13 protein-coding genes are annotated in these 16008 nt (G+C 43.2%); 2 read left to right on the top strand and 11 right to left on the bottom strand.

Going from position 1 to position 16008, the window contains the following annotated elements:
* Complete coding sequence (locus MKY48_RS05425; protein WP_339292458.1) at positions 1–2889, top strand: DEAD/DEAH box helicase; 2889 nt, start codon at positions 1–3, stop codon at positions 2887–2889.
* 332 nt (positions 2890–3221) lie between these two features.
* Here the strand turns inward: MKY48_RS05425 and MKY48_RS05420 are convergent, their stop codons facing one another.
* From MKY48_RS05420 to MKY48_RS05380, 9 genes are all read right to left on the bottom strand, one after another.
* On the bottom strand, positions 3222–4508 hold the full coding sequence (locus tag MKY48_RS05420; protein WP_339292457.1) for a hypothetical protein: 1287 nt from the start codon (positions 4506–4508) through the stop codon (positions 3222–3224).
* A gap of 8 nt (positions 4509–4516) precedes the next feature.
* Positions 4517–5497, bottom strand: a complete 981-nt coding sequence (locus MKY48_RS05415) for a hypothetical protein (protein ID WP_339292456.1) — start codon at positions 5495–5497, stop codon at positions 4517–4519.
* The gene (locus MKY48_RS05410) at positions 5497–6153 is read right to left on the bottom strand and encodes a hypothetical protein (RefSeq protein ID WP_339292455.1); all 657 of its coding nucleotides are present in this window, start codon (positions 6151–6153) and stop codon (positions 5497–5499) included. Before MKY48_RS05410 ends, MKY48_RS05415 begins: the two co-directional genes overlap by 1 nt.
* Positions 6131–8101, bottom strand: coding sequence for a hypothetical protein (locus MKY48_RS05405; protein WP_339292454.1), 1971 nt, complete (start codon positions 8099–8101; stop codon positions 6131–6133). The genes MKY48_RS05410 and MKY48_RS05405 overlap by 23 nt, the downstream gene beginning before the upstream one ends.
* Before the next feature lie 563 nt (positions 8102–8664).
* Entirely contained in the window at positions 8665–8988 is a 324-nt protein-coding gene (locus tag MKY48_RS05400) for a hypothetical protein (RefSeq protein ID WP_339292453.1), read from the bottom strand.
* A 415-nt stretch (positions 8989–9403) separates the two neighbouring features.
* Positions 9404–10972: a 23S rRNA (uracil(1939)-C(5))-methyltransferase RlmD gene (gene rlmD, locus MKY48_RS05395; protein WP_339292452.1), complete on the bottom strand. Its 1569-nt coding sequence runs from the start codon at positions 10970–10972 to the stop codon at positions 9404–9406.
* A 390-nt stretch (positions 10973–11362) separates the two neighbouring features.
* Complete coding sequence (locus MKY48_RS05390; protein WP_076325555.1) at positions 11363–12244, bottom strand: diacylglycerol kinase; 882 nt, start codon at positions 12242–12244, stop codon at positions 11363–11365.
* Positions 12245–12262: 18 nt separating this feature from the next.
* On the bottom strand, positions 12263–13027 hold the full coding sequence (locus tag MKY48_RS05385; RefSeq protein WP_339292451.1) for a CbiX/SirB N-terminal domain-containing protein: 765 nt from the start codon (positions 13025–13027) through the stop codon (positions 12263–12265).
* A gap of 4 nt (positions 13028–13031) precedes the next feature.
* Positions 13032–13322, bottom strand: coding sequence for a YerC/YecD family TrpR-related protein (locus MKY48_RS05380; protein WP_053489879.1), 291 nt, complete (start codon positions 13320–13322; stop codon positions 13032–13034).
* A gap of 288 nt (positions 13323–13610) precedes the next feature.
* On the opposite strand from MKY48_RS05380, the gene MKY48_RS05375 reads away from it, so the two are divergent.
* A complete protein-coding gene (locus MKY48_RS05375) occupies positions 13611–14222 on the top strand; it encodes a hypothetical protein (protein ID WP_339292450.1) in 612 nt (203 codons plus the stop codon).
* A gap of 212 nt (positions 14223–14434) precedes the next feature.
* Here the strand turns inward: MKY48_RS05375 and MKY48_RS05370 are convergent, their stop codons facing one another.
* Both MKY48_RS05370 and corA read right to left on the bottom strand, forming a co-directional pair.
* Positions 14435–14800: a YrhK family protein gene (locus tag MKY48_RS05370; protein ID WP_076325558.1), complete on the bottom strand. Its 366-nt coding sequence runs from the start codon at positions 14798–14800 to the stop codon at positions 14435–14437.
* 201 nt (positions 14801–15001) lie between these two features.
* On the bottom strand, positions 15002–15958 hold the full coding sequence (gene corA, locus MKY48_RS05365) for a magnesium/cobalt transporter CorA (protein ID WP_339292449.1): 957 nt from the start codon (positions 15956–15958) through the stop codon (positions 15002–15004).
* Positions 15959–16008 lie beyond the last annotated feature (50 nt).

Here is a 16008-nt window from a genome sequence, read left to right as displayed (position 1 = left end):
ATGGAAAATCCTATTCAGCATTTAAACAATTCCTTAAGCTGGGCGTTCATTAACCATCAGCAGGAGTCTTTGGACAAATACAAGCCTAAGCTTCTGGTTAACAACACAGAGACCAGCAATTATGTGCTTACCCCTCTGTTAGAAGAACTCGATCGCTGTCGATCCTTTATTTTCTCTGTTGCATTTATAACAGAGAGTGGACTAGCCACGATCAAGTCTCATCTGGCTGATCTAAAGATGCGCGGAATAACTGGTAAAATCCTAACCTCCAATTATCTGAACTTCAACCAGCCTAAAATCTATAAAGAGCTGCTAAAAATCACAAATGTTGAGGTTCGCTTGACGGATCTAAGTGGCTTTCATGCCAAAGGATACGTCTTTCAGCATGAAGGTTATTCCACTATCATTATGGGAAGCTCCAACTTGACAGCGGCAGCACTAAAATCCAACTACGAATGGAATGTGAAATTAACCTCTTTTAAAGACGGTGGACTTCTGGAGCAGTTTCAATGCGAATTCGAAAATGTATGGAATAAGTCTGTCCCACTGACAGATAAATGGATTGATGCGTATCAAATTTTATATGAAGAGGTTCAAAAGGCAAATCGAAAGGCTCACACCGTGCTACCTCTGATTCCTGAAACCGCTCAGACTGTCTTCAGTTCGATCTTTCCGAATAAAATGCAGCAGGGTGCGTTAAGGAACCTACAGGATCTACGTAAGACGGGAGAACATAAAGGCTTAGTAATTTCGGCTACAGGAACAGGAAAAACCTATCTCTCTGCTTTTGATGTAAAGAACTTCGCTCCAAATCGAATGCTATTTATTGTACACCGAGAGCAGATTTTGCAGAAGGCCATGATCGACTATCAGCGAATCATTGGCGGTAAGGATAGTGATTACGGTATTTTATCCGGCACCAGCAGAGATACATATGCCAAATATCTATTCGCAACAATCCAGACGATTTCCAAGAGCTCAACTTTATCAGGTTTTGATCCTGAGGCTTTTGACTACATTTTGATAGACGAAGTTCACAAAGCTGGGGCAAGTTCTTATCATAAAATCATTGATTATTTCAAGCCTAAATTTCTGCTCGGCATGACCGCTACGCCAGAACGAACCGATGAATTTAATATTTATGAATTGTTCGATTATAACATTGCCTATGAGATTCGACTGCAGGAAGCCTTAGAAGAAGATATGCTATGTCCGTTTCACTATTTTGGCGTCGTTGACTTTGAACACAACGGCCAAACGATAGACGATACTGCAATGCTCTCTCAGCTGGTCGCGAATGAACGGGTTTCTTATTTAATTGATAAAATGGAATATTATGGATATTCAGGCAAGGCGGTAAAAGGCTTAATCTTCTGTAGTCGTAAGGAAGAAGCCTCACAGCTATCTGACATGCTAAATACCAGAGGCTACCGAACCGTGGCTTTAACTGGTGATGACAATCAAGAAATACGTACCCGCTGTATAATTGAGCTTGAAGCTGGAAACCTGGACTATATCCTGACGGTGGATATTTTTAATGAGGGAATCGACATTCCTTGTATTAATCAAGTTGTCATGCTGCGACAGACCCAGTCAAGTATTGTGTTTGTTCAGCAATTAGGACGTGGTCTACGTAAACACCCCGACAAGGAATTCGTTACAATTATAGATTTTATTGGTAATTATAAGAATAACTATTTGATTCCGGTAGCCCTCTCTGGAGACAAATCTCAGAACAAGGATAACATCCGTCGCCATATGAAGGACACCAGCTATATTAAAGGTGTCTCGACGATCAACTTCGAAGAAGTTGCAAGACAACAAATCTTCCGTTCGATTAGCAACAGTAATCTAACAGCATTAAAAATACTTAGAGAGACCTATTTGCAGCTTAAGAATCGGCTGAATCGAATACCTCTATTAATCGATTTCATTGAGAATGATTCAATTGATCCGAAAATATTTACTGACGAACACTCTAGCTATTATCACTTTTTACAGAAAATCAAAGAGACCGTCCCTCACTTATCCGAACTAGAGCAGAAGTATGTCGTGATGTTATCTGCCGAAGTACTGAATGGGAAGCGTCGGCATGAAATTATACTGCTTGAGCTGCTATTTACCAAGGAGCAGGTATCCTATGAGGAGTATGTTCATGCACTTAATGAAAAGGGATGTTCAACAGATGCCGAAACGATTGATTCCATCAAACGCGTTCTGGACATGGCTTTCTTCACAGAACCAACGCGTAAGAAATATGGAGACACCCCAGTCGTCATATTCACGCAGAATCAAAAAATTGCGTTTCATCCAAAGATGGCTCATTCCTTACAGAACAACTCTTATTTCAGCGAAAGGATCTCAGATATTATTCAGACCGCTTCTCGTATAAGCGAGAAGTATGTATGTAACGAGCAACTTACTTTGTATCAAAAGTATTCCCGAAAAGATTCCTGCAAACTATTGAATTGGCATAATGACGAAAGCTCCACCATGTACGGATACAAAACAAAGCATCATACCTGCCCTATCTTTGTAACCTATCACAAACATGAAGGGGTAGAGGCAAGCACTAATTATCAAGAGGAATTTATTAATTCAGAGATATTGAAATGGTCAACAAGAAGTAGACGTACACTTGAATCCGAAGAAGTTAGAAGCATTATTGAGGCTGGCAGTCGAAAGATCGATCTTCATGTTTTTGTGAAAAAGGACGATGCGGAGGGTACCGAGTTTTATTATCTGGGGAAAGCACATCCTGACCAAGACAGTGCCGTCCAAGCATCTATGCTCGATAAAAATGGTGATTCCATTTCTGTTGTGCATATGAATCTGATATTAGAACATTCGATAGAAAGTAAGCTTTATAGGTATTTGACTCAGTCTTAAATTAAGTTTCTTCGGCTATAGATTGAACAGAGTAACCAGAGATTCGGAAACAATCTATTACCATAGGACTGCTTTCCCAATTAGCATTTTCGAAGAGACAGATATAACCATTATAAGACTGTTATGGATATAATTTAATAAAACATAGAATGGAAGTAAATTATTCTTTTAACTACAAAGTACAAAGGTTAATAAAGAAATATTCCAAGTTACAACCAATACCATCAGGTAAAATTAAAGAAGCTGACGTCGATAATATAATCGACGTCAGCTGTTCACTAATTTTCTATTGCTTTCTAAATCCAAGCGCTAACAAATACCCTTATTACTTATTAACGCTTTTTCAAGCGAATAAGCGATTCTCTTAATCGAACATTTTGTGCCTCTTGTAATTTTAAGGTATGTTGACTCGCACTTCTAATATGCCTAAGATTGTGAATACCCTCTAACTTCCATCCACAAATTTTTCCTAATTCGGCAAGAATATTATCAACTGGAATCTCTATTCCACCGTAGGCTGATGTACTTACAACAATCCACATAGATGCATCTTTATTAGAAACCTTATAAGTATTACCCAATATTTCTTCCATATCAGCAAAATAAGAAGAAACCATACTTGGAATACGCTTATCCCATAATTCAGACAATCTCGTTTCTAAACTATTTACAATATCTCTAGCTTCCTTTGATGATGACTGATTATAAGCTTTCCATTTATATTGAATGTGTGACCTTAAAGTTTGACTTCTCAAATCTCTTAGTTCGTCTTGAGTTTTAATATAATCCCCCAAAAATAATTCTGGCCGGTAGACATCAGTATAATCAAAAGAATTTAAATAAGGGGGAGAAAAAACTATTATATCATATTTTTTTCTATTTAATTGTTCGCCCGTAAGAGCTGTTAGCGCACTAGAATTAATAATTTGCTGATCGCTTTTCCCTAAAGGAAGTGAAGTAATATCGTGTGCAACTTGTCTAGCATAAAATTCAAATCTTTCTCTTAACTCGATTGAACTAAACCCCATAGTCTGCCAACCTTTTTTGTATCTTAGGCATTTGCCATCTCTTTTTGCATTCGAACAATCAGTCATCGCTGAGTAAAGAGCTAGCATAAATGGAGGGAAACCATTTGATATTGTCCTTATACTTTGTTTTAGCGATTCAAATCCTCTTATAACGCTTCTATTATACAACCATTTTGACAACTCCGGTCGATACGCAAAAGTAGAGATATTTTCAATAGGACTTTCAATTTCGTACGGACGAAAACTTAAAATAGCCTTAATTTCCTCAATCAGCTCAAACTCTTTTTTGGAAGTTGACATACATTTTGCCTCACTCACAAAAGCAAGAAAAGGATTAACTTCTATAGCAACAGAGTCAATCGCATTCTCAGCAGCAACTAGCGACGTTGTGCCAGAACCAGAAAAAGGATCTAGAATATTAACGGAACTACTTCTATTACCAATCATATATTCAGATATTGCTCTGTTGACAAGACCTGCACTAAAACCTTCCTTGAAGGAATACCATCTATGCCTCGAAATCTCCATATTTGAGTTGAAATTTGGAAAGCAATCAATTGAATAATCTGGTTGAATTATAACTTTCCCCATTCTATAACTTACCTCCGAATTTCACTCGCTGTTTCTGAGGGTAAATATAAAACATAATAATCACCCTTCATATGCACACTTTTTGAATCAATTTCGCTTTTTGTTTTATGATCCTCTTCAGATCTACCATCGTAACATACAAGTACACCTTTAGTTGCAAGAGGATCTCTTCCTAAATAAGTATAAATTTGATCCATTCCTTCCTTAATTCTATTTTCGTCAAATTTAGTATTTGCAGCATTTATACCAAGCCACTTCACTTCAATAACATAAAGTTCCCCACGAAAAGTATAAATCTCAATATCAGTACGCTCTTGACTGATAGAGCGAACTTCAGCTCTAACACGACCATCAGTTACATTCGTATCCAACCATTCAAACAATGAAAATTGCAATACTTTTTCGGTCTGTCTGTTTGCTATAAGTATTCGTCTCTGGCGATCACTCCAGAATTGTTCCATTTCCTTAGGTAACTGTAATTTATGATGATCTCTGATCAGTATAGCATAGGAAGATCCTGACCTGGCATTTTTACTTACACGAGGTTCAGCAGCTCCTGGTGCCAATACGTCTACCTTTACTCTGAGTACCCCATTGATTATTGTTTGAAGCATTGTACCTTCTACTCTTAGAAATACCTTTTGATGATCTGCTGAGAAAACACTAATTTCACTAAGATCTGCTGTTATAATATCAGAATTAGGAAGGAAATTATTATTCAAATCTAATTTAATACACTCTCTTCCAATCTGCCTACAGTCCATTATATCTTTTGGAGTAAACTTCAAGTCGCTGTCTAATACTTTACAGAGTTCAACTGCAAATACTATATTCCCGTTTTCTTCATTAATCATCTTTATGATATCAGTCATATCATTTAAAAAAGATTTAACACCGGTTATATCCGTATCTAATGCAGCAGCAATCCAACTTGAGGATTTCTTTATCAATTCAGATAATAGAGCAGTATCAGCTCTTGATAGTTCCATTAGTTATCAATCCAATCATCATGTTCGTAATTTACACTTGCACGTTGCTCTAAGAACTCAATTAAAAAGTCTGCTACGAATTTATCAGAAACACTTATTCTATCTGTCTTATAAATCTTTTCCATTTTAGCCACCACTTGACTAGATAAATTAGTATCATATTCACTTAGATCCAAGTTATAACCATACCCCTTTTGACCAATTCTAGAATAGGTTGGTTCTGCGTAAACTAATTTCCTTATCCTATTAAATGCATTCCGTCTAGAAAGAGAATCACATATTGCACGAGACAACTCAAATCTCTGATATATCCCTTCTCCTTTATTTATTAACTCATTAATCCATTCTTCACCATATGTTGAAATCTCATAATTTGATGAGATCTTTCCATCTTGAACGTTTATATCAGTAATATCTACTAAACCCCAAAACCCCAAGAGATCAACTGCGTTTTGAATTTTCTGATCATAAGGACCATGGTGATAGGTTTCATGACCTTGCTTCACTGAGAGTAGATATCTACATAAAACTAATGTATCTAAAAGATAAATTAATTTCTGTAGCTGTAATCTTCCTAATTTCTGATCATAATTTTTGCATGTGTACAAAACAATTCCCACATCTCTTACTCGTTCAATCAACTCCTTTGTTATCATAATTAGCAGCCTCCAGTATCTCATCCCTTATAGATTTTAATTCCTTTGAATTTTTTTGAACATCTGACAATCTACCGATATTAAGCAAGTCAAAAATATTAGCTGAAACAGGAAAGTCATTCCTGTACTCCACTAATTTGTGAGCTAAACCAAGCCTTTGTAAATTAGTAGAAGCGATTAATGAGTGTCCATTTTGAATAAATTTACGAAACATTCTCGCTGCATTATCTATATAACTAACATCTAAAGCAGATTCAGGCGTTTCACATATAAAAGAATTTTTACAACCTGTTAACTCATATATGAGATGAAGCATGGCTAATCGCATTGCGATGTCTAGAAAAAACCGCTGAGCTTCAGAACAATCTTCTGGAACTTCTCTAACTACGTCATTAAATACAGGATTAAACAACGTAATACCTAAAAATCTATCATTTCCTTTTCTCTCTTCTAAGGACACCTTCGAACCTAAAAATTCATATGCGAAATTGCTAAAAAGTTGCCCTAGCCTTTTTATATTTTTTTCAGAAGACTCAATATATCGTTTGTATTCATTATCAAGATTAACACTTTCTTTTTCGATTACAAGTTCTAAGTTACTATGTTCTCCAGTTAATCTTTCAATTTCTTTTTCTAGTTCTTTTTTAGATAGATTGTTTGGATTGACAGTAACAATTTGTGCTGTTGGATGGGTTCTATTATTATATTTTGTCAATTCAAGTTGTGTCTCTATCTGAGAAATTTCACTTTGGATTGTTTGATAATGGAACTTCAAATTAGAAATCTCATTATCAATAGCTAATTTTGCTTTTATTTTTTCTTCTAGCTGAGAATGAACTTCCTCTATTGCTTGAAGTGATACATTTGAAGCATGCTCCATACCACAAATGGCACATTTACCTTCCTTTACTCTGTCAATTGCAAGTTTTTGAAATTCTGCTGACTTTGTACCACAAGAAGGACATAGTCCGTAGTCTATTAATTTTCTTAAGTACAGCTGTGAGCTAGTTGTTGAATGTTGAAGACTGTATGAGATTAATTCTGCTTCAAAAGTTCTTTGCCTTTCTGAAAGTTCATAGATAATTTTCCTTAAAACTTCTTGCTGCCCACTATAATCATTGATTGCCTTTTCATACTCATTTTTACGCCTAATTAGTCCCTTAAGAATCGTAGTCATTTTAGTTATTTCTTCATCATTCCAGAACTCTATTGAATCTGTGATTAATACCTCATCATCAGACTCCCCATCATTAACATCATCTTCTTTTTCTACACTTAGACTGCGATCATTGAATTCTTCAATAAGTTTATTGATTTTTACCTTAAGATGTCTTTTACTGCTATCTAATTCTTTTAGCATTGCACGTCTCGATCGAAAATCTTTTTCATCAATAACGTCATTATTTAATAACATCAAAATTCTTACTTGTGCATCCAAATCCCAAGTAATATCCCTTCGATTTTCAGCTAAATATAACAATCTATGAACTAAAAACCTAAAATCTTGAATAGTACTGAAATTCCCTTCTTCACAAATAATTCGTTCATATTCAGTATTAGCTTCACTAACCCCATACTCTTCTCTAACTTGCCCCCTTATTACAGTTAATTTATTGACATTTGACTTGTTAAGACTACGTTCAACAATAATATCTACATCTCCAAGCTCGAAAGTAATAACAATAAATGCATTAGCTCTATTAGAGACTCTTTTCTTAAAAAAAGCTTGCGACCACCTATAGTTTGTTAAGGGCTCGATGTCAGCATTATCTAGGCCTGCTGCCAAGCCATAAATAACTGACTGAAGAATAGTAGTTTTGCCTAATCCATTCCCCCCTAATAAAACTGTAAGGTGAGTATCAGCCTTAATAACAACCTCTTCTATATCAAACATAGGCTCATATCCTTGTAATTTCACTTCTTTAATAAATGGGAGTTTTACGGCCATAATATTCACCTCTTAAAATAAGTACGAATAAAACAGTATAATAGATCTACGTCATTCAATTTATAGCATGACTAAAGGCTTAAACCATAATTCGACAACATCTCTCTATAGTTCTACTTATTGGGAAGTTATTCCTGCTTGATTTAGAAATAGATAACCTTAAATTGTAGGGTTGATATAACTCTTTCCGACTAAGACCATGTGACAACATTTAATAGTTACTCCAAGAGCCCAAGTCAATTATTTAAATTCCTATTCTAAGCATTTATTTTAATATTTTCCCTGTTTTTTTGATTTAAACAAGTAGTTGAAAATATGTAATATGTAACATATGCACCGTAATGCGTACGATGATTCCGTTATTGATATTTTCTTTTATTACCAATAAACCGCATAGAATAAAGGTTTTCAATAATGATTTAGTCATACATTACCGAAAGTTTCTGGTTAACCTAATAACACCCCTTAAGGTCCACCTATATAAACGAATATAAAACCTTGTTTTCGGCCCCTGCGTGGTGTGATTATTCGGTTGCTTTCGAAAAAAAAAGCACCCGAAGGTGCTATTGGAGACTTTTAATCATTTCTTCTAATTTTTCATTGTTGGTGACGCTAAAATATGGCATCCCTTTATTGTAAGAATCTCTGCCTGGAGTTATAACCCTCTCAACTATGAGATCATAAATAACTTCGTTAATTAGCATAATGTCGCTTTGCGGCATCGGAATCCCGTAAGTAGTCGTTGTTCCATTTTTAACAGTACCTACAAGATTTCTTTCCTGTAACTCATTGAAGAAATGGCCCTGAATCGAATCAACGCTGTTAGATGGTTGTTTTTTTAGGATGTTTAAAATATCTTTACAAACCTCTTCTTTTTTCAAGTGCATACTATCACCTCCCTTTACATCATTTTGGCATATGGAAGGTATTTCCGGCAAACGCATTTTATAAAAAAGAGGGGTACCGAGACCGTGCCGTAGGAGAACACAAAAATTAAACTAAAGGCAATTGAATTAATCTTGATATGAAATGAAGTACTTCATTAACAACGTTTAGCAATCAAATCGAAGCTGATAAATTCGCCTCCCATTTTACTTCTCATTGAGATTGAAAAAAAAAGACACTCGGCTAATTGCTGAAAGTGTCTTTTTTTGTGTCGAATTATCAGCCTTTTGGTGGGAATTAATTAGCTTTTTCACATCAATTTCACATCAAACGGCCATTTCTTATTCTGTACCAATCATTTTTATATACCTGTATTATCGATGGAACCCTTTATACATAAGGGAATTCATATCTGTATTAATCTCTCAATAACAAAGCTACATTTTCAATATGTGTCGTATGCGGAAACATATCCACCGGTGTAACCTCTACCGTCCGATACCCGCCATCCTCCAGCATACGTAAATCCCTTGCCAGCGTGGACGGATTACAACTCACGTACACCACCCGCTCCGGCTTCATCTCAAGAATCGTCTCCAAGAGTCGCGGATCGCACCCTTTACGCGGTGGATCGACCACGATGACATCCGCCTCGATGCCCTGCTCTTTCCAGCGTGGAATCACATCCTCAGACGCGCCGACTTCAAACTCCACATGCTTCATACCGTTCAGTTCTGCATTGGCACGCGCATCCTCGATCGCTTCCTTCACGATCTCGACTCCATACACCTTCTTGGCATGCTGAGCCAAGAAAAGGGATATCGTCCCGATGCCGCAATAGGCATCAATCACGGTCTCTTCCCCGGTTAATCCCGCGTACTCCACCGTCTTCCCATACAGCACTTCTGTCTGGGCAGGGTTCACCTGATAGAAGGAACGCGCGGAAATCGCGAATTTCACGTCACCGATATAGTCATGGATGACCTCACGCCCCCACAGGACGCGGGTCACATCACCGAAAATAACGTTCGTTTTGCGTGTGTTCACGTTCTGACAGACACTCACCACAGCCGGGAGTTCTTCACGAATGGCAGAGATCCACTCGTTCACACGCGGAATGCGTTCTCCATTGGTTACGAGCACAATCATCATTTCCCGGGTAGCAAAACCGATCTTCACCACGACATGGCGAAGCAGGCCCTGACCTGTTTCTTCATTGTAGGCGGTGATGCCTAACTTCCGTCCGATGGCTTTGACGCGGCTGACGACCTCGTCGTTCTGCTCATGCTGAATGAGGCAGGTCTCCATGTCCACGATCCGATGACTGCCGCGGGCGTAGAAGCCGCCGACAAGGCCTCCTTCCGTTACGCCGATCGGCACCTGGGACTTGTTGCGGTAGCGCCAAGGCTCGCTCATACCGAGTGTCGGCCGCACGAGGATCCCCTGTTGATCTGATTCAACGCCGGACACGGCAGGATTCGCCCCATTGGTTTCAGAATTCTCAATATCCCCTCCACCATCTGTGCCACTCCGCTCATCGCCCGCACGCGTCTCTCCAGTACTTGCCGCCTCACGCACCACCCGCAGCTTCCCGATGCGCTCCAGGTTGTCCACCACCAACTGGCGCTTCCACTCCAGCTGTCCGGCATAACTCATATGCTGCAGCTGGCAGCCGCCGCATTGGTCGTAGATTGGGCATGGGGCCGCAATGCGGTTCGGGCTCTGCTCGACCAGCTCCAGCAGCTTGGCGTAGCCGTACTGCTTCTTGGTCTTGAGGACCTTCACCCGGGCCTTCTCGCCCGGCAGGGCGCCCTGAACGAACAAGGTGTAGCCGTCTGCGCGGCCGACCCCTTCCCCGTCATGGTTCATTCCTATAATATCGATCACGACCTCGTCGTTCTTGGCCACCGGCAGGTCCAGGAGGGCCGCCGAAGCCGCGGGCTTGCCGCTGCGGCGCGTGTCGCTTCCCTTGCGGTTCTTCTTCATGATGTGCTGTTCACTTCTTTCCGTTCAACTTGTCCCTTACTATTCTATATTCCCAATCGGCGTCCCATCCATAATGGAGCGGATGATCTTCCGTTAACCTTCATTCGCTTAAACAACAAAAAGCTCCCCCAAGGGAGCTTAGCGCACAAGCTCACGTCCATCATTATACGGGAGCCTCGTATGTTATTCAATCCATCCAGCCTGCAAATCCAATCATTTACTTACAAGAGCGTGAAGCCTAAGCGGCGATCCTCGGCCTGTTCCATCTGGTTCAATGGCCCATCGCCCCAATCGCCTATCCATCACTTATGCGATCAGTCCTCGCTTAGCCATCGGCAGCAGCCATCACGACTTACGCGCCCCGATGCTATCCGCCCACGCTGCCTTATCTCAGCCAAAAATCCTTAAATGCTGCGGCAGGACACGGAACGTGCCCGGCAGGACGCCGCCGAACTCGCCGTCCAGGTTCAGCTGAACCGGTCCCGGAGAGACGACCTCCATATAGTCGGTGCGGAAATGTACGACCCGCTTGTCGTTGATATGCTCGCCGCGAAGTGCTAGTGTAGCCACGCGCACGAACTCCGCCAGATTGCACTTGCGCAGGGCAATGACGTCGAACAAGCCGTCGTCAATACTTGCGCCCGGCGCGATTTTGTCGAAGCCGCCGACCGAGTTGCTGTTCGCAATGAGGAACACCATGAACTCGTCATGGATCGCCGGATGACCGCTGGCGTTGATGATGAGCTCCTGCGGCGTGAGGCTGACCATTTTCTCGATCCCCTTCAAATAATACGCCAGCTGCCCGATCATCGTCTTCAGCTTGCTTGGCACCTCATACGTGAGCTCGGTCAGCGTACCGCCGCCTGCAATATTGATGAAGTAACGATCATTCGCTTTGCCCACGTCAATCGGACGTGTCTCGCCCCGAATGACCAGATCGCAGTACTCCTCCCAGTTCTTCGAGATGCCGAGCGCCCGCGCAAAATCGTTCGTGGTGCCCAGCGGGAAAATACCGAGCGGCGGAAGGTTATCTCTGCCAGCCATCCCGTTAATGACCTCATTAAGCGTACCGTCTCCGCCGGCTGCGATCACAAGATCGTAGCCGCGTTCGACGGCATCCGCCGCTTCACGGGTCGCATCCCCCTCTCCGGTTGTTGCATGACAGGAGGTTTCGATGCCAGCACTGTCCAGACGGTTCAATATATCAGCAAGCCGACGCTTCATTTCCTCCCGGCCGGAGGTTGGGTTATAGATTAACCTTGCATTTCTCATTAACGATACGCCACCTACTTATGATTTCAAGGATAGAAGAAGAAGTTTAGCCTGCGACTCCATCCACTGCGGCAGCAGCGGATGCGGAAGCAAGGTTCTGCCTGAATATCGGCATTCAAGCCCCTCGAGCCGATCGGGTATAACCTTCTCCGTAAAATACCCCTCACTTAAAAAAAGCGGAGCTACGATCACATCGCAGCCGCGCTCCATCCATGCTGTCACCTTGTCCCGAACATCGCCGGGACTGAGTAAGGCATAATCCGCGCTTGTTCCGCTTACCTCGCTAACTCGCTGTGCCAAAGAGTTAATACCCTTTTCCCAGCGGCTGCGAAACAGATCATGCTGGCTGCCGTGTCCGACGAGAAGAATAACCTCCTTCGCCGGGTTTACGGACAGCTCTTTTACCTTATCCCATACCATGGCTGCCATCTCGGGGTCGTCGTCCATAGGTGTACCAAAATGAACCCGGGACTGGACCCGAAACGGCGCCAGGTCCGTCTCCATGTCCGGAACGGCCTTCGCTCCTATAGCATAAGCTATTTCGTCGACATGTGTGCTGCCGGACGAGACAAATAGAGGAATGACCACAATGTCGGTGACACCCTGGTCTTCCAAGGCCGTGATACCGTCCTGAATCAGACGGCCCTCTACCAGTTCCAGATACGAAGATACGACCGGTATATCCATATGAGAGGCCAGCTTCTGGACGGCTTCGTCCACCAGCGACATCCATTTCTGTTCACGTGAACCATGACTAATAACCAGCACACCCGGCTTCGTCATAAGTTTAACGTCCTAAACGCTCCAGCGTCATTTTATAACCGTCATTGCCGTAGTTCAGGCAGCGCTTCACACGCGAAATCGTTGCGGTGCTGGCTCCCGTTTCTGCTTCAATCTGGTTGTATGTGCATCCCTTGCCCAGCATGCGCGCCACTTCCAGCCGCTGCGACAAGGACTGAATTTCGTTAACGGTGCAGAGATCATCGAAGAATACATAGCACTCTTCCACACTGCCCAGGGTTAATATCGCTTCGAATAATTGATCGATGCTTTTATCATTTAGCTTCTTTAATTGCACTGGATGATCATCCCCTATTGTTACTGTGTATAACACTCGCACTCCCATTGTACCCGAGCGGATATAGTATTTTCAAGCATTAACGATTTCACGCACTACAGGACAACCATTACCCAGGGGCAGCATCCCTTATACACGCTCTCATTTCACCATTCAAGTGCTCGCCAAAATCTTCCTGGGCTATCGCCCGATTCCGCTCCTATCCCGAAAATCGGGACATCCGCCTAAACCCATCGCCCGCCCGCATCATACAGTATAGTATCTTAACTCAAAAAGGAAAGTGATATCATGACGCGTCATTCTCACTATTATCACCGCCGACCGACCAACCAGCGCTCCCTCATTGAAAATGAATCACTGCCGCAGGCGCCATCGCCATACCCTGGCATCTCTCCATACAGCGATTATCCGGAAGTGGGTGAAACCGCGTTATATCCATATACCGACGGTGTAACGGACATGGAGGCATCGGCTTCGGCTCTGGCTCCATCCACGAATTCCGGCGGCGGTGGCCTGGCAGGTCTCCTTGGCGGAGGAGGCAGTAGCAGTAGCGGCAGCGGCGGTGGAGGCGGATTAAGCAAGCTCCTCGGCGGGCTCGGAGTCAACAATATGAGCGACATCAAGGGCCTCATCGATCGGATGGGCGGCATCGACGGCATCGTCAACAACATTGGCAAGGTACAAAAGGTCATGCAGGGCTTCCAGCAGCTTGCCCCCATATTCTCCGTGCTCGCAGGCGCACTTAAGAAGAAAGGCAAAAGCGGATCCTCTCCAAGCGCATTTACGGATCAGAATGAGGACGCCTACGAATATAGACCAAGAAGACGCCGCCGTTCCTCGGGAAGCAGGCGCCGCTCCGGATCGCGCAGAACATCCGGCAAAAGCAGACGTCGCCGTTGATTTATGTAGATCGGTAGGCTATAAACCCTACTGTGAGTCACAGAAACACCGCAGCCTCTGATCTTCGAAGGATATTGGGCACGATGGGTTTAGCAGATACGTTTGAAGGTCGCCATAGGCGGGATCATCCGAACATCATACATCATGCAGCAGGCTCCAGTCTGTTACCCTAGGCTGGAGCCATATCCTTTTATCAAATTATGCTATCCTCATCACCGCGTCCAGTCCCCTTCGGGGCTGGCTTCTTTATTCTCGACGCTTTCGAGTGATTTTAACCGGAACCAATAGGAGCCGCGCAAACCGGAACGCAGCAGCATCATAATACTGCCCAGCAGGTACAGCACGGTCGGGATTCGCTTCATATGGGGATAGAACATCATGATGCTGCCTGCAATGAACAACAGGCCGGTCGCAATCTCGCTGATGACCATGCCCACTTCATAGCGGTTCGTAACGGCCAGCTTTCGTTTTCGCTTCCAAGCCAAGCGAAGCATCCGGCGCAGCAGCCGGGAACGCAAAGGCTCATCTGGTTGACGCGATGAACGCTTCTTGGGATGTGGTTTGAGCCTGAGTTTCATATGCAGTCCCTCCTCTGCAAGCCTTTACCCCTTACGGAGAAACAAGAAACCCCAGCGATTTAGCATTCGCCTTATGGTGCAGGACAACCTTACCCGCCTATCCGATAACTTCCCCAGCAAGGACTTGGACCACCGATACTCTGGCAAACATGCCTCTAATGCCGAATGGCATCACGATGATCATGTCAAAAATAAACCTTTTTATTTAAACCAGCCTCTGCGCATAAACCACATCACCATGCCCCCGCCAAGCACAAACATGAGAATCAGCACGAAGAAGTAACCGTAATGCCACTCCAGCTCCGGCATATTCTGAAAATTCATCCCATAAATCCCGGCAATCAGGGTGAGCGGCATGAAGATGGTCGTGATCACCGTAAGTGTCTTCATGATGGTATTCATCCGGTTCGAATTCACCGATATGTAGCTATCCCGAAGATCCGCCGTCATCTCGCGGTCGGCCTCGATCATGTCCGCCAGCTTCAGCAGATGGTCGTAGATATCGGAAAAATAAGCATGGTGCGCGTGGTGCTCCAAATGCTGCGAGTTCACGATCCGGTACAGCAAATCCCGCATCGGCACAACCGTCCGCCGCAGGCGAAGCAGCCTCGAACGCAGCGCAAACACCTGATTCATTAGCTCCTCGACCGAATCCTTCTCCCCTCGGCTTTCCAGCTCGGCCAACTCGTCCTCGATGGCAAACAAACTGGGAAAGTACTGATCCACCAGCTTATCCATGATCGTATAGGCCGTGAAGCTCGGACCGTCCTGACCCAGCCGACCCTTGCCGGCGACCGAGGTCACGCGTTCCCAAGCGTCATTCATTTCGGGCAGCGCCTTTTCGTGGAAGGAGACAATAAAGGAAGGTGCAAGAAACAGATCCACCTCGACAGCTTCAAGAGTATCCGGCTGAAGGGCATGCAGAACAAAAAACTGCATCTGTTCGTAATAATCCAGCTTCGGCCGCTGCAGGATGTGCAGGCAGTCCTCCACCGCCAGCGGATGAAAATGAAAGTAGCTCTCCAGCATCCGGGCCTCCTCCGGCGTGGGCTCACTGAAATCGACCCAGACCCAGGCGTAATCCTCAATACGGATCTCTTCAAGTGGAAGGCCGATTACCGCTTCATAACTTGGCGTAATAGCGAACGTGCGAATCATGATAAGCTCTCCTTTCCCTGCACCTTCGGTTTCGTTAGACAAAAAAAGCC

It is taken from the genome of Paenibacillus sp. FSL W8-0187 (assembly GCF_037969755.1).
Classification (GTDB): Bacteria; Bacillota; Bacilli; order Paenibacillales; family Paenibacillaceae; genus Paenibacillus_AQ.
Note: the sequence above shows the minus strand (reverse complement) of the source record. Positions and strands in the feature narration are given on the sequence as shown.